At 41.0% G+C, this 19806-nt stretch carries 16 protein-coding genes and 1 pseudogene; 6 read left to right on the top strand and 11 right to left on the bottom strand.

The window, feature by feature from the left end; genetic code table 11:
- Positions 1-118, top strand: a pseudogene (locus EYW48_RS09205) (IS630 family transposase); the annotation flags it as partial.
- On the opposite strand, the gene EYW48_RS09200 reads toward EYW48_RS09205, so the two are convergent.
- The 6 genes from EYW48_RS09200 to EYW48_RS09175 all read right to left on the bottom strand — a co-directional run bounded on the left by EYW48_RS09200 (position 96) and on the right by EYW48_RS09175 (position 6792).
- Positions 96-1505, bottom strand: coding sequence for an ABC transporter substrate-binding protein (locus tag EYW48_RS09200; protein WP_277432301.1), 1410 nt, complete (start codon positions 1503-1505; stop codon positions 96-98). The pseudogene EYW48_RS09205 and the gene EYW48_RS09200 overlap by 23 nt on opposite strands.
- An 85-nt stretch (positions 1506-1590) precedes the next feature.
- Complete coding sequence (locus EYW48_RS09195) at positions 1591-2199, bottom strand: outer membrane beta-barrel protein (RefSeq protein WP_176313641.1); 609 nt, start codon at positions 2197-2199, stop codon at positions 1591-1593.
- Positions 2200-2534: 335 nt separating this feature from the next.
- Positions 2535-3437, bottom strand: a complete 903-nt coding sequence (gene secF / locus EYW48_RS09190; protein WP_277432300.1) for a protein translocase subunit SecF — start codon at positions 3435-3437, stop codon at positions 2535-2537.
- 2 nt (positions 3438-3439) lie between these two features.
- Positions 3440-5278 carry a protein translocase subunit SecD gene (gene secD, locus EYW48_RS09185; protein WP_053310656.1) on the bottom strand — a complete coding sequence of 613 codons (1839 nt, stop codon included), beginning with the start codon at positions 5276-5278 and terminating at the stop codon, positions 3440-3442.
- Between the two features lie 194 nt (positions 5279-5472).
- Entirely contained in the window at positions 5473-6018 is a 546-nt protein-coding gene (locus EYW48_RS09180; RefSeq protein ID WP_277432299.1) for a hypothetical protein, read from the bottom strand.
- A 114-nt stretch (positions 6019-6132) separates the two neighbouring features.
- The gene (locus EYW48_RS09175; protein WP_255199750.1) at positions 6133-6792 is read right to left on the bottom strand and encodes an SH3 domain-containing protein; all 660 of its coding nucleotides are present in this window, start codon (positions 6790-6792) and stop codon (positions 6133-6135) included.
- Positions 6793-7078: 286 nt separating this feature from the next.
- Between EYW48_RS09175 and EYW48_RS09170 the strand changes: the two genes are divergently transcribed.
- On the top strand, positions 7079-7810 hold the full coding sequence (locus tag EYW48_RS09170) for a dienelactone hydrolase family protein (RefSeq protein WP_176313639.1): 732 nt from the start codon (positions 7079-7081) through the stop codon (positions 7808-7810).
- Between the two features lie 91 nt (positions 7811-7901).
- On the opposite strand, the gene EYW48_RS09165 is transcribed toward EYW48_RS09170, so the two are convergent.
- The 4 genes from EYW48_RS09165 to EYW48_RS09150 form a co-directional block, all read right to left on the bottom strand.
- Positions 7902-9017: a carbohydrate porin gene (locus EYW48_RS09165; protein ID WP_274676197.1), complete on the bottom strand. Its 1116-nt coding sequence runs from the start codon at positions 9015-9017 to the stop codon at positions 7902-7904.
- Between the two features lie 408 nt (positions 9018-9425).
- Positions 9426-10142 carry a hypothetical protein gene (locus EYW48_RS09160; protein WP_274700132.1) on the bottom strand — a complete coding sequence of 239 codons (717 nt, stop codon included), beginning with the start codon at positions 10140-10142 and terminating at the stop codon, positions 9426-9428.
- Positions 10139-12049 carry a lipase gene (locus EYW48_RS09155; protein WP_274681877.1) on the bottom strand — a complete coding sequence of 637 codons (1911 nt, stop codon included), beginning with the start codon at positions 12047-12049 and terminating at the stop codon, positions 10139-10141. Before EYW48_RS09155 ends, EYW48_RS09160 begins: the two co-directional genes overlap by 4 nt.
- 2 nt (positions 12050-12051) lie before the next feature.
- Positions 12052-12870, bottom strand: a complete 819-nt coding sequence (locus EYW48_RS09150) for a DUF4123 domain-containing protein (RefSeq protein ID WP_277432303.1) — start codon at positions 12868-12870, stop codon at positions 12052-12054.
- A 528-nt stretch (positions 12871-13398) separates the two neighbouring features.
- On the opposite strand from EYW48_RS09150, the gene ylqF reads away from it, so the two are divergent.
- The gene (ylqF, locus tag EYW48_RS09145) at positions 13399-14343 is read left to right on the top strand and encodes a ribosome biogenesis GTPase YlqF (protein WP_277432298.1); all 945 of its coding nucleotides are present in this window, start codon (positions 13399-13401) and stop codon (positions 14341-14343) included.
- Between the two features lie 70 nt (positions 14344-14413).
- On the opposite strand, the gene EYW48_RS09140 is transcribed toward ylqF, so the two are convergent.
- Positions 14414-15400 carry a GTP-binding protein gene (locus tag EYW48_RS09140; RefSeq protein ID WP_274671798.1) on the bottom strand — a complete coding sequence of 329 codons (987 nt, stop codon included), beginning with the start codon at positions 15398-15400 and terminating at the stop codon, positions 14414-14416.
- A gap of 472 nt (positions 15401-15872) precedes the next feature.
- Here EYW48_RS09140 and clcA point away from each other — a divergent pair, with 472 nt between their 5' ends.
- From clcA to cqsA, 3 genes are all read left to right on the top strand, one after another.
- Entirely contained in the window at positions 15873-17270 is a 1398-nt protein-coding gene (gene clcA, locus EYW48_RS09135; RefSeq protein WP_274675649.1) for a H(+)/Cl(-) exchange transporter ClcA, read from the top strand.
- A 165-nt stretch (positions 17271-17435) separates the two neighbouring features.
- The gene (locus EYW48_RS09130) at positions 17436-18389 is read left to right on the top strand and encodes a TDT family transporter (protein WP_171980496.1); all 954 of its coding nucleotides are present in this window, start codon (positions 17436-17438) and stop codon (positions 18387-18389) included.
- 199 nt (positions 18390-18588) lie between these two features.
- Positions 18589-19776 carry an alpha-hydroxyketone-type quorum-sensing autoinducer synthase gene (gene cqsA / locus EYW48_RS09125; protein WP_346780433.1) on the top strand — a complete coding sequence of 396 codons (1188 nt, stop codon included), beginning with the start codon at positions 18589-18591 and terminating at the stop codon, positions 19774-19776.
- Positions 19777-19806 lie beyond the last annotated feature (30 nt).

The raw sequence follows: 19806 nt of genomic DNA, 5'->3' as shown, positions 1-19806 counted from the left end.
GGACTTCAAGGCGGCAATAGACCAATTTTTTTCTGTGACTCTTCCAGAGATCGCAGGCTCTTTGACATCTCGAATTAATGATCATTTTCAGGTTCTCAAGCCTGCATCTTCAAGTTGATTCGGTATACCCCATATTCCTTAGGCTGCTCTATGACCTCTTCCATAAAAAGAATATCAGCGTATTCACTTACCAAGCTAGGATCACTGATATCATCTAACGTGACCAACTCTAGGTTGATGCCAGTCGATTGAATCGTTTGATGTAACCAGTTGGAAATATCTTTCAAATAAGGAATTGTCCATGTCGGCTCTGCGAGAACCACCGTACCTTGCAGGGTTGGTTTTTCGTAAGGTTCCGGCATAGCGAGTTGTAGATGAACTCCGCTGACGGCAACTGCTGAATCATACCCATGCTTGTGTTTATCAATATAGCAAGCCAGCTGTGCTAATGTGTTGCGGTCAATAGCTGCGTTTTGTCGGTAGCGAAAGCAAAGATAAGAAAAAGCATCAATAGCGTGTACTTCTTTAGCTCCATCTTTTTGGTTAAAACTCATCTGTTCAACCAAGGCTTCTCCGCGAATTGAAATAGTTATTTGCTGTAATAACGCTTTACGAGAAAAATAATCATCATGACGCTGTAATACGATTGATTCTGTACCCCACGATTGAATACGAAAAGGCCCGGTTCCAATAAAAGCTTTTCGCTTTACTTCAAACTTTATTTTATCTTTAACGACAATAGAAGCGTTGGGTATCGATAATGCATAAAGAAACAATGGATTGGTCGACTTCAAGATAATTTGAAAACTTTGAGAAGAGAGTCGCACAACATCAACTACCTGCCGGAATAAATGCTCGACGGGACCAGCACTATTCACTAAACGTTGGATACTATCGATAACATCATCAATGGAAAGTAAGCGCCCATCATGGCAACGGATATCAGGTCTAATCCAAAAGGTAAACCTATTCTCTTTCATTTCCCAAGTATGAGCGATACTAGCTTGAAGATGGCCGTCTTGATCTTGTTTGATCAAAGTATCATAAAGACTTTTGATGACCTGAAGTTCTGCCATGCGGAAAGTTTTACTTGGATCCAATTCACTAACCCAAGGGTACTGTGTCACAAGCAGTTGGTTATTTTTTTCATTCCACTGATTTTGTTGCTCTGTTGCAAGTGCCAACGCTTTTACTGTTGTATGCCCATAGGTTTCTAAAAGCTTAGTAATTAAGGTAAATCGACCTTGCGCTAATTCCGTTCGAGAGACTTGTAGAATCACATCTTGCAGTGAACGTTTAACCGTTAGTTGGCTGCTTTTACTTCGACCAACAGCGGGAAGCCACTCGATCCAATCCAAATCAGATAATGATTTCATGATAGTCGATGTATTTCGACGAGATGTAGCCAGTACATCTTCTAGTTCATCAATAACAACAGAGTAAGTTTGGTATAAATGATATTTATTAAGGAGATGCTGAAGTCGCCGAACATTCGCTTCGTTCACAAAGAGTCCTGTAACTAATTATTTGCTACTGAATAAAATAGCATAAAGCACTCTAAAGACAGAGTGCTCTTTCCACAATTTAGGACTAAAAGTGATAGCTCATACCTACTGACACAATGTGAATATCAGGTTCAGCCGTAACCGATACACCTGGGAATTTTGCAAGTTCCAGTTCTGGACGCATGTAATCCCATGTTGCTCTCACTCGCCAGTGATCACTGAACGCATACTCAGCCCCTAAACCAAGCATACCAGTCACTACACTATCACTGATCGTTGTGTTACCTGATACACCAACTACTGAATTACTGATAATAGTTTCAGCATTAAAGTAAGCAAGCCCTGCTTTCGCAAAGATGTTGAAATTTGAGGTAATCGGTAGAGAGACTTTAGGTTGTACTGATAAATAGACCATATCACCGACAGACATTAACTCTTTATCAATGGCATCAAAACCACCCAACGTTACTTCAATCGCGATGTAACGATTAAAGTTATAACCACCGTAAATGCTGCCTGCTAAGCTATCTTCATCTAGATCGAAACCTTCGACTTGTGATGACCCAAAGATTTCTTTAACGAAATGAATATTGTCAAATTTGGCTTGACCTATGGTCGCACCTAAATATCCTTCTGCATGAGCACCTACGGATAGTAAGCTAAGTAATATTGTGGAAATAATTCGTTTTGTCATGTTCTACACTGCCTTAAATAAAAAGTAACGATGTGCTATCTGTTCATCCATGACACCGTATATTTATCCTTCCATTTAGATAACTTATTCATAATGCAGCAACCAATTAAGTTAAAATAGGAACAATTCCTCTTAATTCTTGCTCGAAATCGATAAATTAAGTCTAAAAAGAGAGATATGAATACTGAAAATTGAGAAATGAATATACGGTGGGGCTTTTATGAATGGTGAATGGATTACAAATCGTTCAGAGCAATAAAGAAAGAGTGAATCAAAACCTGCAATAAAAAACTAAGGCCACCTGTATCGGTGGCCTATTCGTTACTTCGTTTTAGCTAAGGTGCGCTATCGACAACCACTGGCAAATAATGCTTGGGCTGTAAATGACACCACTCAGGCAATACTGTACCAATTGAGATCGAAGACCAAGTCCCCGAGATAATGCCAATAAACATTGCCGTTGCAAACCCTTCTAGCGGTGCGCCCCCCATCAACCACAAAGCGGCAACTGTAATGAGGGTTGTACCCGATGTCACCATAGTTCGTGAGAATGTCGCAATCACCGCTTGATCGTTAATCTCTTTGGTTGGGGTGTGCTGTTTGGCGACCAATAACTCACGGATCCTGTCGGCAATGATAATCGAATCGTTCAAGGAGTAACCTAAAATAGCCAGCACTGCAGCAAACACGGTTAAGTTAAACTCCATTTGTGTGAGAGCAAAAAAACCCAGAACCAGAACAACATCATGTACTAACGCGAGCAAAGAACCACTGGCAAGACGCCACTCAAAGCGAAAACACAAGTACCCCAAAATTGAAAGCAAACAGATCATCAGTGCCAAGCTGCCTTGGTCAACCAAGTCTTGTCCAACTTGAGATCCAACCATACTGTTACTGACAACAGTAACTTGTGATGACACACCATCCAGTAGTTTCACAATATTGGGCGAATCTTGAGCTGCTGATGGTAAAGGGTAGCGAATGAGCCACCGGCCTGCTTCGCCCGCTTTTGTTACGGCCGTTGCCTCACCCAATGAAGGTTTCAAGGAATCGACCAATTCAGTGCTTGTAACCGTTTTATCTACCGTGACTTCCGTTACCATACCACCGGTGAAATCGAGCCCCATATTGAGCCCTTTAGCCCCTAATGCTATCAGTGATATAAGCATCAATGCGACCGAGAAAATACTGGTAATATAGCGAATTGAACGAATGTGTTTTTTTAGAAAACTGACCATAATTATACCCTCACATCACGACGAGAATCTCGTCCCCACACTAGGTTAATGATTGCTCGAGAGGTAAATACACCGCTGAACATACTAGTTAAAATGCCAAGGCCTAGCGTCAGTGCAAAACCTTGAATTGGCCCATTGCCTATTGAATACAAAATGACCGCTGTAATCATTGTCGTCACATTGGCATCTAAAATAGTGCTAAAGGCACTCGAAAAACCTTTATCAATCGCTTGAGCGAAGCTGCGCCCTTCCGCCAATTTATCTTTAATACGTTCAAAAATAAGCACATTGGTATCAACGGCCATACCAACAGTTAATACTAAGCCTGCAATCCCGGGCAGTGTCAGTACCGCACCAGGTAACAATGCAATTAAGCCAATTAAACACACCATATTAAATAGCAAAGCAAGGTTTGCGACCCAGCCTAAACGTCGATACCACAGCGCCATAAAGACCAAGGTTAGCCCCATCCCCAACGCCAAAGCGGCAAAACCATTCTCGATATTTTCAGCACCTAATGAAGCGCCAATGGTTCGCTCTTCAACAATAGTAACTGGCGCGGTCAACGAGCCGGCACGAAGTAGCAAAGCAAGTTGCTGCGCCTCTTCCATCGATCCCGCACCAGTGATCCTAAATTGGCTACCAAGCTGCGATTGAATCGTTGCTACACTGATTACTTTTTCACTGCGTTGAGTTTCTCCTCGCGCATTGGTCGTGTATTCACGATATACCGTGGCCATAGGCTTACCAATGTGTTTAGAAGAAAAGTCACTCATCACTTTTCCACCAGCGTGATCCAACGAAATATTCACTTCCGAAAAACCCATTTGGTCAAGTCCAGCTCGGGCATTGACGATATGATCCCCGGTTAATACCGGACGCTTAACAAGAACAACAGGACGCCCATTGTTGTCTTGCAAAACAATGTCTTGTGAAGTAAAAGCTTCACTGGATGACTTGGCCTCGTAAAAAGCTAAGCTTGCCGTGGCACCGATGACGTTTTTCGCTTGAGACGGGTCTTGCACTCCTGGTAATTCAATACGAATACTGTGTTCACCTTGACGTTGCACCATCGCTTCGGTGATGCCGAGTTCTTCAATGCGATCACGCATTATTTTTAAGTTTTGCTGTAGCGTGGTGGTTTGAAAATCTAATCGATTTTGTTTTGAAGGTTTCACCTGTATTGCATCAGATGATCGTTGAATATCCCAGCCCGTATAAGTCTGCTTGAGAAAAGTATTTACCTTATCTAAACCCGTAGCGGATGTACTGGTAATGTTAAAACCATCAACTCCTTTTACGCTGATTTTGACCCCGCGAATATGCTCTTCTCGTAACATATCTCTTACGGTATCAATCATACTTTCACGCTGCTCTTGGAACGCTTTATCTACATCCACATTTAATAAAAATTGGACACCACCACGTAAATCTAAACCAAGCTTTATTGGGTTAAATCCCATATGGGATAACCAAGCCGGAGCCATAGACACGTACGAAAAGCTGATGCTATCGCCTTTCTCAATCATGCCATCGAGCAATTCACGTGCTTTCGTTTGCTGCGTTTCATCTGGAAAAACTAAGGTTGTCTTTGTGCCTTGTTGATCAATTTTTTGAACATCAATTCTATTGTTTTCCAGCAAACGATGTAGTGCTACGACTGAACTTAACGTCGTATCATTGGTTGCAGTGTCGAGTTGAATCGACGGTTGCTCGCCATACCAAGTTGGTATCGCACTTAATGCAAGGACGATAACCGTGACCGCTAACACCACATATTTCCATAAGGAATAATGGTTAATCAGACGTGCAGACGCCTTTTGATGATGATTTTTTCTCATGCCAATCTCCTCAGCTTGAGCTGAGTTATATACTTTTCATACTTGAAGCTGTGGAGGTGTTAGCTATGTTCCAATCACGTAGTTTATCTAAGTTCATGGGAATGAGCTCACAGGCTGCCTATCTGCAACTTCAAGTTGTCAGGGTATAACAAAAATTAATTTCGTGACAATGTCACGAGGGTGGAGTGAGGATTTTAGTATTGGCTATTGAGAGCAACGTACATGGCGTTTGTTTCTTTCCACCCTGAAATACGGTGGTTAGAAGCACTTGGACGAGATTCCCAACCACTGATTTTAGCGATCGGAAATAAATGGAGTTTAAACGAAGCGGCTAGTGCTTCTTGAATGACAGGTGTATCGATGAAAGTCGGTTCACCTTCATCAATAAATCGTGATGAGACACTCCAACGCGCCATACTGACAATGGCTGGAATATTATCGCTGTGAACAGATTTAGACGTTGGAGGAAGTTTTTCAACTGGTATATAAGCGATGGATAAACGGTTTTGGACATCCCCACACGTTTGGGGAGTTATATCAACAAGCGATGTAACCTCTTGATTAAAAAAGGCATTTATATCTAACACTGCATATTGAGAAGGCAGGTTTGAGGAATCACTTTCGCTTAAATACGCCAATGCTTGCGAAGGTAAAACCAGCGCAAGAATCATAAACCATACGTATTTAATAAACTGCCAATGCATTAATGAGTTATCACCATTGATTCGATGCTGCATCATATTGTTAAGGCTCACTAGCCTCAAGTAAAAAAATCTAAATTTAGCAACATTCGGTTTTGGCGTGGAATATCCTTAAGTTCTCAGCATGACTTAAATTGGAGTTGCATATCGCCACTAATAAAAAATTTGTTTGCTTTGAACATCCAAATAAATCTTGTTGGCTAATTTTTGCCCACCGCAATAGACAAAGTAGACCTCGCGATCTTGGTACTTAACCGACTTAACCCACCCGCCTAACTCTTCAAAATCGTGCGGAGCGCAGATTTTCTCTTTGATTAGCTCATCGGTTTTCATCAAAAACACTTCTTCATGAAGCTTAAAGTCATCCGATTTGTTCACATATTCAGTCAATGTGGCACGTCTTTCTTGTTTGGTGATCACAGGTGGTTGCTCAACTAATCCATCCATCGGGATCCATTCAGCGACTTCTGGCCCCCCGTCTTCATAAACAAAATAATCTGTTATTCTTCCCCAACCATCACTTTTTTCCAGGATTTTCACTTTATCGCCACGGTAAAGCACTCTTTCCACAAAAGCTTCACTCTCTGCCTTCTCTCGCACACCCAATTTGGGAGAGTTCACATAAAAGTCAGTTAGTTCAGGTTTAAGGGGAGGTGGAAGTTCTGCAACCGCTTCCACTATAGGCTTTTTAGGCTCTTCATCTGGAAGCACATTAAGTAATTCTTGCTGAGGAATGAAATAAAGAAAATAGTACCCCGCCCCCGCACCAGCAAGGCCAAGCAGCAATAATACTAGCATCAGAATCTTTTTCATTTTGGTGCTCATTCCTTTTTTTCGGACTGCACTCTTTACTCGTTCATTAATTATAGTAGAGATCTCCCCAAATAAATTTTCTGCCAATGTCGACAGTATGGTAACGGCAAGTTTGTCACTAACTTGATTGATTACCTTATGTTTTTCTCTCTTAACACCATAAATGGAATAAAGCGCTCATATTGCTACTACGCCTAAATTCACTTGATGAGATAAATCTTTATAGAAAATGATCACACATTGCCTTTTTTTCGTACTAAATTTAGTTAACAGCAAGGAGCTAATAATGAAATACATCTATTTTTTCTTAATCTCGATTTTCTCTACTCATCTTTATGCGGGAGAAAACAAAATTTACAATGTAAATGGAAATGACTACCAAGGCTATTGGGCGAAAGCGTCAGATTCAGCGCCATTGGTGTTATTGGTTCATGATTGGGATGGATTGACAGATTACGAAATGAAACGAGCTGATATGTTACGTGAGCTAGGTTACAACGTTTTCGCTGTCGATCTTTTTGGTAAAGGTATACGCCCTGAAAAGGTCGAAGACCGCCGCCAGCACACCGGTGAGCTCTATAAAGACAGAGCAAAACTAAGAGCACTAATGCAAGGCGGAGTTGACTTCGCAACTACATTGGGTGGCAATGCGAACAACCTAGTTGTGATGGGGTACTGTTTTGGCGGTGCAGCAGTGCTTGAGTCTGCCAGAGCAGGCATGATAGCGAAAGGCTTTGTTACCTTTCACGGTGGTCTTGAAACGCCAGCAGGCCAATCGTATGCTGACACAAAATCGCCAATTGTTGTTTTTCACGGCACAGCAGATACAGCCATTACCATGGAGCAATTTGCTAACTTAGCCACTGAGCTAGAAACACAAAAAGTGCCTCACGAAATGATAACGTATGGCGGTGCACCTCACGCCTTTACTGTTTTTGGTTCAGATCGTTATAGAAAAGATGCCGATGAGAAATCATGGGCAAGCTTCACAACCTTCCTAGCTGAGCAAACGATGTAACAATTAAAAAGGGAGAGCTTTAATTCACTCTCCCCTTCTCTTATTTCAGAACATCTTATTTCAATAATGAAACTGACGCTGCGCGATTAAATTAGAACTGATAATACAAACGAACTCGAGCTCCGAAGTCATCATTTTCTGCAAATGCTTCTTGTTGAACCTGCGTATCTAATTCATTTGATACCGACGTGAAATATGTGCCAAGAAGAACAGAGAAATCTTTCACTTCTAACACATTGTTAAATTCATAAGATGCATACCAAGCTGAGGTATTCACGTTACCTTCAGCCCATGAAAATACTTTATTTTCATATTCATTGGTCGAGTAAACATAACCCACACCAAACCCGTTCCATACAGCATTTAGGCCAACTGATAGATTGTTTTCATCTACCGCATCCAAATACGCCATATTGGCATTAATTGAAAGCTCATCATTAGACCAATTTCCTGTTAGGCCATAGCCCGTACGGTCAGATATATCGACACCATTGGCTGTAACAGCATTAGAAACTAAGTTCGTTTCTAATGACCCAGCAAGAGTAAAGTTCCCCGATTGGTAAGCCACGACGGGGCGAATAAGTAATGAATCTTTTGAATCATCGATTGTTTTTCCATGGTAGCTACTGCCCACACCACCATTGAACAGATCAGAACGGTTACCCATCATGGCACCAAACTCAACATACAGGTTATCAAATGATTGGCTGTACATAATTTGCCCGTCAGAACCACGTCCACGTGCTTCCTTCATTTGATAAGTATACACCGCACCATCGGTATACAAGTCGTTGGCTGTATCACCTGAATAATCAAGAAATACGTCCGCCCCAACAGGGAACATATTGTAGGCTTCGAAACGCCCTGCTTTGATTGCCCAACCTTCTTGTTTACCAAATTCAAAATAAGCATCATCCAGCGCGATATTACCCGTGCTTTCGAATAGTGGTTGCGCTTTCACACCGACATAATGACCGTTTGAAGTGTACTTTTGACCAGAAAACTCCATCAATACACGGCCATCTTGATTAAGTTCATTATCGCCAGATGCATTTGATTCACGGTATTGATAATTAAAATTAAGCTCTACGTTACCCGCGATAGAGAAGCGCCCCATTTCATTATTGACAATGCTAATGCCAGCATTGGCTGTCATGGTTGCGGCAATTAAAGCAGCAGCAAATGATAATTTAAATGTATTGTTCATATTAGCCCCATATGTGTTTATTTTAGCTTTTATATATCAACCACTATTTTCAGATAATGGCCGAGTCTATCGAAATCTTTGATCACCAAAGCTATACAAACAATCTTAATTATATTTTTTTCAATGCCAGAATCACAATTTTCAATTAACAAAAAAAATTAAATAAGAAAAAATAACAACCATCAATAATATTTCATTATTTTTCACCCATGGTAATAACTAGTAGTTAAAATATATTAATAAACCATGAGGATTATATTATATAACCAAGCAACTTGTTGAGGTTGCAAGTAGGCGGTGAGCTAACGTAACCAACACCACTGCAACTTCAAGTAGGAAGGGAATAGGTTCAACTTGAAGCTGCAATAGTAGTTGCCGCTTCAAGCGTTTCTTTCGCGATAAATATTACTATTGTGGCTCTTTATCTAACGGCTCAGAGCGGTAATTCTCGCCAGCTAAAACATCGTAATGAATCACGGTGTCATTATTGAATTTAGAGAAATCGTAGTAGACGTCGTAGGCGTTGAATTCTTGATCTTGGCTTTTCATCTTTTCATCAACATAATAATAACAACCGAAACCTTTCGTCCATCTGTTGAATTTTTCAGAATAATAAGGCTCACAATCTTTTGCTGCAATTGAGAATTTAAAATCAATTGGTCGATTATAATACTCATTACCGGCAGGTGAAATCCGAAGTTGAGCAAAACCAACTGAACCATATCCGTTATACGCTTGAACTACAATATCTCCGAGTATAACATCACAGTTTAATGCATCATGATATTTCTGATAGGGAATTCTTAACTCGTATCGACTAAGATCCGTAGAAAAATCATGTGTAACATGCAAATCTACATTTGCCCCCTTTGACCATTTCACATTAGAAAAGCTGAACGTTCGTGCTTTACAAGCATCTCCACTTGCCCCCCATCTTGCCCAAGCATCGACTTTGGCATCCTTAGGTTTTTTACCTGTAATCGTAATATAGGATTCATCAGGCTCATCGCCCCAAATATTCGGTTGAGTACTTTGATAGTAATCATAACCAAGGAAAACTAATACGAGGAATAGTACAATAATTGATATTCTTTTTTTCCTTGTGAGGCTATTCAATAACTTCATTGCAGTTGTTCCTTAATTTCATCAGGTAATGTTTGCTGCGCTATTAATAGTTTTGCTAAAGGTAAGCGCTGAGGATCCAAAACTATCTGCTTTAGTTCACCTCTAATCTGATTACGGTTCTCTATTAACTTATTTATAGAATTCATCTCGCTCATCAAACGTCCAATTCCCATAGCAGGTGTGCCATCTCCGATAGAACGAGCCCAAGTTTGTTTAACGGTGAGATAATTTTGCTGTAAAGTAGCAATTTCTTGATCGAGAGCTGATATCGCTTGTTGATAATGCGTCATTAAACTTTCATTACTTAAAGCAAACAGCTGTTGCCATAAGTTAGGTACATAATGATCCATACCGTGCTCAGCAATCGATGCTTCAGACAAATTATTTACCAGCGAGACAGAATCATTAGTGGCTAATTTTACCATATCTAACATCGTCACTTGTGTTTGTCTGGGCGTTAGCAGAATCTGGTCTGGTTCTTGATAAGTCAGTAGCTGCGATAAATGACCATGGTGCAAATAATTATCATCGTCGTTATCGGTGAGCATTTTCTTAATCAATGTTATACCACTACTAAATATATCCCATTTATCGAGTCCTTCTGTAATATCGGTATTTGCCCATGTCATGGGGATTTGAGCAACCAAATCATGGTTATTAACATGACGATAATGCAGAATATCCTGATACTGAGTAACAAAACTGCGCGTTCCTGTACGTGGCATTCCATATGTATATAAACGCAATACTGAAGGATGGAGGCTATCTTTAATCAATGCACTGAGCAGCAATGCCCCAGCACCACCTAAACTATGCCCACAAAGATAAAATCGTTTAGTAGCATGGTTTTTTAAAATATCATCAGCTACTAGTGTGCTTTCCCATAACGCCATCGAATATTGATAGAATCCCTGATGGACATAGGCCCCTCCAAATTCATTAGGCGCTATTTGTGCTGCATCCAAGTCTGTTTTTACAAGGTCATTTATACCTGGCGAATTAAGTACAGCGTCAATGCCGTTAGCCACTTTAGTAATGATGAATTTTGAATTTGGATCAATGACACTATCTTTATCGTAAAAACTCGGCTCAGTACCTCTAACCGAAACAATAGCTATTTCTTCATTGAATAGGATATAGCCTTGGGCATGTTTCTGGCGGTTATCGTAGTATTTAAAATTCAGCACTCTGCTGTAAGGTATTTCCTCGACAAGCCATCTCACTTTTTGATTACCAGACTGTATCGGCAACTGCCTAGACTTGAACTGATTTATAACTGTTTCGATACTCCCAGTACTGTCAGCCTCTGATTTTAGATCGATACTTTTTTTATCAGTCGCATAAGCCAGCTGTGACAACAACGCAAAGGTATAACTATTCACCAAACTAAATTCATCGGTATCAATAATCACTGGCATATAACTGCGCAGTGCTTTGATTTCAAAAACGTAACTTTGGTTGTGGCTGAGTCTGAATCCTGCTTTTTCCGCAGAGGCATTGGTATCTATCCCTTTATGATTCTCTTGCAAAAACTCATCTTGAGGGACCTCATCCCAGAAATCACCTATGGTGGTGCTACGATACCGTTTCGGGCTTTGCTCAGCAGCATCACGCTCTGCCGATGCGCGGGTTTTCACTGGCGACTCTTGCCCTTCTTTACGGCTGCCGTACTTTTCGACTTCGCTTAACAAAGAGGCTTGGCTGACGGAGGCACGCCATTCACCCGCAACAATATTTGCAAATAATACTTTACCACCGCTGGTGGTTTGCGTGTGTGTGTGGGAGGTATCGTTGAGCGTAATGGTGACGTCAAGGCCATCAATCGGTTCATCGTTTTCACTCATGAACTCTAATTCCAACCAGTTTTTCTCGGGGTTGCACTGCACGCAATAGTTAAATGAATCCATGATTATCCCTCATGTTGTAATTGGCGAGCTAAGGAATGCAGAGCGTATTGAATCTCTTCATTTTGATGATCTTTGAGCAGTTCTATCATGCTAGGCTGAGCCAAGTATTCGTTGCCCATAATCGTCGCGATAGCCGCGCTCATCACACGATACGTTAAGGTTTGCTCAGCAGCAGAGAGAAACGGTGTGAACATGGAAGCGATATCACGCCCTTGCGTAAGGTGCTTATCCATTGCCTTGGGGAAATGCTGCCATAACCAAGATTCAAGGTTAGTTTTTAACAAGGGTAAGTTCTCTTGTTTATCAAGATGATGCGCTTTTATCACCCACCAAGAGCCTTGCTGAACATTAAATGGCGCGTGCGATGTGTTGTCAAACGTGACTAAGTGACCTTGGTCACCATCATCTAATGAAGCTAATTGATTGACATTGCCTAAAAACTGGTTCACTTCTGATTGGTCCATTCTCGCTAACATAGGAATAATGACCGACCTATCGTAAAAGCGAAACATCACTTCCTCGCCCTCTAATCCGGCAATTAATAAACTGCGAAGATGGTTCAAAACTTCATCACCCTCGGCATGGCTTGATAACCCAATACCCTGTTCAAGTAACGCTTCAGGGAGCAACAATACCGATTCAGAAACAGGGATTAACCATGGAGAGAGTGGCATCACCTCAGTAAACATTGCACCATAAAACAGAGGCACGGCTTCTTCAAATCCAAAGCCCCCATTTTGCTGTAAGGCCTGCTTGTGAAGCTTGCGATCAACTAACCAATAGCGATGATTTTGCTGCTGTTGAAACCAAGAGAGGATCATGACGGTTTCCCCTGCGTAGAACACAATCTTACGGCTGGCATATGGGCTTGCTCTGCGTTTAATAACGCTTGGTAAGAAATGGTTCGAAGAGCGGCTGACATAGTTTGGTCCTTTCGTGAGTCGTATTGCATAATTCAATGCCTCATTAAGCAAAAATAACACCAGTATTAAGGTGCTATATTTCAACAAGTTAGATTTAAATCTAACAAATTGAGCAATAAGCTGCCCCGCAGAGCAAAAAACCGCTCAACTAGGCATGATATGACCAAATTTTTGCTCGGCTTAGTGCACTCTCACTCTCAAGAGATGCAACTGAGCTAGCGTCGCAAGTCTAAGCCGCTGCACCATTGACAGAGTATGTAAAGTGCACGACACAGCTTAGATTCCAGCCTCACCAATTAAATGTTAACATCGCCACATCTAAAACTGCGGTGGTCATCAGTAAACCTTGTTGATGATTATGATAAACATCAATCAATACTATCTTCCCCCACTAGCAGAATTTTTACATTAAAAGGCAATTTTCAAATGGTTAACAACACAATCCAATGGTTTCCGGGACATATGCATAAAGCACGCAAGGAAATCGAAGAGGTCATTCCTCAAGTTGATGTGATTATCGAAGTGTTAGATGCTCGAATTCCGTTTAGCAGTGAAAATCCATTAATCTCTCATTTACGTGGTGATAAACCTTGTGTCAAAGTGCTCAATAAGCGTGATTTAGCTGACCCAGAAATGACTGAACTTTGGATCGAACATTTTGAAAAAGAGCAAGGTGTAAAAGCGATGGCGATTACGACCGCTAACCCTCAAGAAGTTCATAAGATATTAGAACTATGTCGTAAGTTAGCCCCACACCGTGAAGAAATTGGCAAAAATATTCGCACCATGATTATGGGCATTCCAAATGTTGGTAAATCGACGATAATTAATACATTAGCTGGGCGAACTATTGCACAAACTGGCAACCAACCTGCCGTCACTCGTCGCCAACAACGTATAAATTTGCAAAACGGTATCGTGCTTTCAGACACTCCAGGAATTTTGTGGCCTAAAGTAGAAAACCCACACAGTGGCTTTCGCTTAGCCGCCACCGGTGCTGTGAAAGATACTGCGATGGAATACGATGAAGTCGCTTTCTATACTGTCGAATATTTAAGCAAGGAATATCCTGAACGTTTACAAGAACGCTATCAGATGGAAGAATTGCCACAATCAGATGTCGAATGGATGGAAGAGATTGGTCGCAAGCGGGGCGCTTTACGCTCAGGTGGACGTATCGATTTACATAAAGCTTCTGAAATTCTTTTGCATGAACTTCGTCAAGGTACTCTCGGGCAAATCACATTGGAACGACCAGAAATGATCACGCAGGAGCTTATCGAAGTTGAAGAACGTGCCGCGCGCGATGCTGAAGAAAAAGCGAAGCGAAAAGAAGAAAGACGTAAACGCTACTTGCGAAATAAACGATAGTAAAGCGGACAATACATCGACAGTTTAAGCTGACTAAGGGCAATATCACATTGCCCTTTTATTTTCCTGATTATGCTTCAATATTGGCCAATTTCAATAATATCGCCTCGAGTTGATCCCAAGGCATTAATTGAGAATCGATCACTTCTAACCGTGACTCAAACCCTTCCAAACTCATTTCATTGACCGAAACCACGCCATTAGCAACATTAAATGCGTAACAACCTTTATCGGTATTTACGACGGCTTTAACTCGCTCTGCCGTTAATGCACTCAGCATTGAAAATAGTTCATCAAAGTCAAAATGGTACTCTGCACCAAATAACCAACCACAACTAAAGTAACCTTGTCCTCGATTTTCTTTACGAACGAACGCTTTGCCCGGCTCTAGCTCAAACTGGGGTTCTAATGCTGCGTGATGATGATGGTGAGGCTCAATATAAGTCGACGCACTACCGTGAATGCGTTCAATATCAAGCAACTCTAATGGTAATTGTCCTTGCTTTACTAACTTGCTAAATACCTTAGCAGGTATTTGATCCGTCACCCAATCATTAAAAGCGTCAATATCATCACTGGTGCATTGATCGACTTTATTACCAATGACCACATCAGCACTCGCCAGTTGATCATTAAAATTTTGATTGGCTGTATATTTTTCATCACGTAGATTTCGCGGGTCAACCAACGCGATTGTCGCTTTCAAATCAACATAGGCTTGATATTGCTCTGAGGTTAATGTCGCGACAACTTGCTTTGGGTGTCCCAAACCTGTCGGCTCGATCAATAATCGGTCAGGTTTTTGTCTAAGCAGCGCATTGATGCCAACCGACATAGGGACACCTGCGGTGCAACACATACAGCCGCCCGGTACTTCTTTGATCAACGCGCCTTGGTCAGACATAATCGCCCCATCAATGCCAATTTCTCCAAATTCATTGACGAGCACCGCCCACTTTTCATCGGCAGGTTTATTTTTCAATAGGCTTAAAATTGCCGTGGTTTTTCCAACACCAAGAAAACCAGTAATAATGTTAGTTGGTACTTTTTTTGTCATGTCAGCACTCCTTTTGACGGAGTATATACTGAAATAATGACAAGGTGCAGCGTTTGAAGAGTATGCGCTAAGCTTGAAACTAGCATGTCAGAATGACAAAAGGCGCACTGCAGGAGCGCGCCCTTTACCTCGTTACTCAATCGTGAGTTTGCGAATTGGGGAGGCTATAGATGCAACCCAATCATTTACGAGGAAATAGAATTGAATATTGATTCCATCCAAATTGTAGGTAAGGCTTTCTTCCTCCGTGTACGATATTGAATCTGCCTTACGCTTTAAATATGGTTCATTTTTGGTACATAGCAAGTTGTAGACCGATTTTTTTTACCGTTTAGATCTCATTTTGGACAAGTAAGCTATCAGTTTTCCATATATGAAAATCAACATTCCAGCTTTGACGCTATAGTTGATCACATTCGAGCGTATAATTCTGCGACATCCATATATCAACGATACCCGAGGCCCATTTTAAATGACCAAAAGAGAGAAGTTAAAGCAGTCGCTACTTGCTAAAGTTCCTAAAGATACCATTAACCAATTTCTCTCTAAGGAAAAAACACCATTTTCTGTTCTTTTTCTCTCTCTCATCGTCGGAATACTCGCTGGCATTGTTGGCACCTATTTTGAAGCAGCGGTGCATTTAGTTTCTGAAACACGAACCGAATGGTTAAGAAGTGAAATTGGCAATATTTTACCACTTTGGTTAGCTGCGTTTCTCATTAGTGCTGCACTGGCATTCATAGGCTATTTTCTTGTTCACCGCTTTGCTCCAGAGGCTGCAGGGTCTGGTATTCCTGAAATTGAAGGAGCAATGGATGGTATGCGCCCAGTAAGATGGTGGCGTGTTCTTCCAGTTAAATTTTTCGGTGGTATGGGAGCTCTCGGCTCGGGGATGGTTTTAGGTCGTGAAGGGCCAACCGTGCAGATGGGTGGTGCAATTGGTCGTATGGTCTCCGATATTTTCCGCATCAAGAATGACGACACTCGCCATTCATTGCTGGCTTCAGGTGCTGCGGGAGGTCTAGCTGCCGCTTTCAACGCACCACTTGCTGGTATTATGTTTGTTATTGAAGAAATGCGTCCACAGTTTCGCTATACGCTAATTTCAGTACGTGCGGTCATTATCTCAGCCGTTGCGGCTAACATCGTATTTCGTATGATCAATGGTCAAGCCGCTGTTATTTATATGCCTCAGTACCAAGCGCCAGAATTAGCAGCATTATGGTTGTTTTTACTTCTAGGTGGACTATTTGGGATATTTGGCGTTCTTTTCAATAAGCTGATTACTCTCTCGCAAGATATGTTCACCAAAATACATAAAAACGATCGCAAACGGTATTTACTTACCGGTTCTTTATTGGGCGGTTGTTTTGGGCTTACATTACTTTATATCCCAGAATTGACTGGAGGCGGTATCGCGTTGATCCCTAATATCACCAACGGTGACTACGGCGCAATGTTACTCCTCTTACTATTCATTGGTCGTATTTTTACTACCTTAATTTGCTTTGGCTCTGGAGCACCTGGAGGTATTTTCGCGCCAATGTTGGCACTTGGAACTCTATTTGGCTACGCATTTGGCTTGATTGCCCAAGGTCTACTGCCTGAACTGTCTATAGACCCAGGTATGTTCGCCATTGCCGGTATGGGAGCGTTGTTTGCAGCCACAGTCCGTGCGCCAATCACAGGTATTTTGCTAGTGATAGAAATGACCAACAATTACTACTTAATTTTACCGTTAATCATCACCAGTCTTGGAGCTGTAATTTTTGCGCAAATGCTCGGTGGACAACCAATCTATAGCCAGTTACTGCACCGAACATTGAAAAACGCGAAATTACAGCAGCAAGATCTGCCACCAAAAGAGTGATAACCGACTTTAAGGATAGAAAGTCATTTGCAACCAAAGCGTTACTAACGTTACAAAACAGTCGCGTTATGTTGCACAACTTAACGATAAACTTAATAATGTCTTAGTTTGTTGTCGTCTAAAACATGGGTCGTTTTAGAACAAATTAAGATATGGAGTTTATCGTTGAATTGGAAAAGGTTAGTCCAGGTACAAAACACCCCACCTTCACAAGCCGCCCTTGCTTTGGGCGTGGTCAGCCTTGGGCAAGCATGGGCATTGTACATTCCACAAATTGGCATAAGCATTCGTCCATACTTGGCAGCTATTGGGGCATTGCTTTTACTGCCTGTATTAGTCAAATATTTTAGTAGTTTTAGAACCTTCATTACGGATATCCGCCACCCGCTATCCGGCAGCTTGATGGCCCCAATGAGTATGACATTACTTATTCTGTGTGACTACCTAGCTCTGATATCCCCACTCATTGCCTATCCTATTTGGTTCTCTGCCCTGCTGCTTCATTTGACAATGATGATACTATTTTTTAGTTTTCAGATAGTTAACTTCAAAATATCCAATATTGTCCCAAGTTGGTTTCTTTACCCCGTTGGGGTAATCAGTAGTTCTTTAGCTGGCACTCAGTTTGGGCATACTTTATTCTCCGAAACATTGGTAATCGTCTGTATTGCTATCTATTTTTTTATGCTACCGCTTATACTTTATCGCCTTGTATTCGCAGGAATGCTGCCTAAACGGGCACGACCAACGCTCGCCATAATGGCGGCCCCAATCAATCTTACGCTTGCAACCTATTTAGTTAATTTTCCTGCACCAGACCCAATATTAACCGGAGCACTTGCTGGTATTGCCATCACAATGACCCTACTTATTTATCTTTGCTATATTCGGTTGTTAAGACTGAAATTCCAACCATCGATTGCGGCATTAACATTTCCATCAGTAATCAGTGCAATTGCCATGCATCGCCTAACCACTTTTTTCCAAGCTGAGTATCCTCAGTGGTATTGGCTACACAGATTTGGATTATTTGAATTAAGTATTGCTAGCATTTTGGTGTTATGGGTATCCATTGGCTATATTAAAATGTACTGGCCCGAAATTCAGCCTAAAAAATAACAACCTTGAATTAATAAATTCATATGAATATATTAGTTCAAGGCTTGATAAGCCTAATTAATTAAGCACGATATAAAAGACACTATATCTTATATTGTAATAACAAACAAAATAATAAACATTCGATAGTGACAAATTAAAAACCAAAGTCAATATATCCTTTGTCAGCTGGCATTAAATTTAAAATCATACAAAGGATATAACAATGAATACAAAAAAGTGGAAATGCGACCTACCCACATTTATCCAGTCTAGAATTGATTATTTTATCAATGATTTGGTAAATAACAATAATAATGGCAAACATCTTGTCCTGGGCAAACGTCCTGTTAAAGATGATATTGTATTGCAGAGTAACGACTATTTAAGCCTTGCTGATCACCCATTAATCAAAGCACGGTTAAAGAATGCAATTGATAAAACACATGATAGCATTTTTATGTCTGCTATTTTTCTTCAAGATGAAGAGACTAAACCTTCTCTAGAAACTCTATTTGCCCAATTTATTGGATTTGATAGTTGCTTGTTATCTCAGTCAGGTTGGAATGCTAATATCGGATTATTACAAGCCATATGTGCACCACAAAGTAATGTCTATATTGATTTCTTCGCACATATGTCGATGTGGGAAGGTGCTCGTTACGCGAATGCTAACATTTACCCTTTTATGCATAACAACTGTGAACACTTGGCGAAATTGGTTGCTCGTCATGGCCCTGGACTTATCGTCGTGGACTCCATATACAGTACCATTGGTACTATTGCACCATTAGAAGAGTTAGTTGCAATCGCTAAGCAAAACGATTGTGCCATCTTGGTTGACGAGTCACATTCGCTAGGTACTCATGGAGAACAAGGTTCAGGACTTGTCAGTCAACTTGGGTTAACGAAGGAGGTTGATTTTATTACCGCTAGCCTTGCTAAAACTTTTGCCTATCGAGCGGGAGCAATTTGGGCAAATAATAACGTTAACCTGTGCATACCATTTGTCGGTTACCCTGCTATTTTTAGCTCGACAATATTACCTTACGAACTCGAAGCATTACATGCGACATTAGAAATAATTAAAACTGCCGACTCTAAAAGAGAGCATTTACATCGTTGCGCGCAAAAACTTCGTTCAGGATTAAATGAAATTGGCTTAAAAATCAGGAGTCAATCGCAAATCATTGCACTCGAAACTGGAGATGAAAGAAATACTGAAAAAGTCAGAGATTATTTAGAGAACAATGGAATATTTGGTGCTGTATTTTGTCGTCCAGCAACATCAAAGAATAAGAATATTATTCGATTATCACTAAATAGTGATATAACCGACACGCAAATAGATAGGATATTGGCCCTTTGTGCATTGGCAAAGGATGAAAATAACTTTCATTTCAAATAAATCCATAATTAAGAAATAAACTAGTTTCAA

Source organism: Vibrio sp. 1180_3 (assembly GCF_029478545.1).
GTDB classification, from domain to species: domain Bacteria; phylum Pseudomonadota; class Gammaproteobacteria; order Enterobacterales; family Vibrionaceae; genus Vibrio; species Vibrio aestuarianus.
The sequence above is the reverse complement of the archived record's forward strand: the minus strand, read 5'-3'. Positions and strand labels throughout refer to the sequence as shown.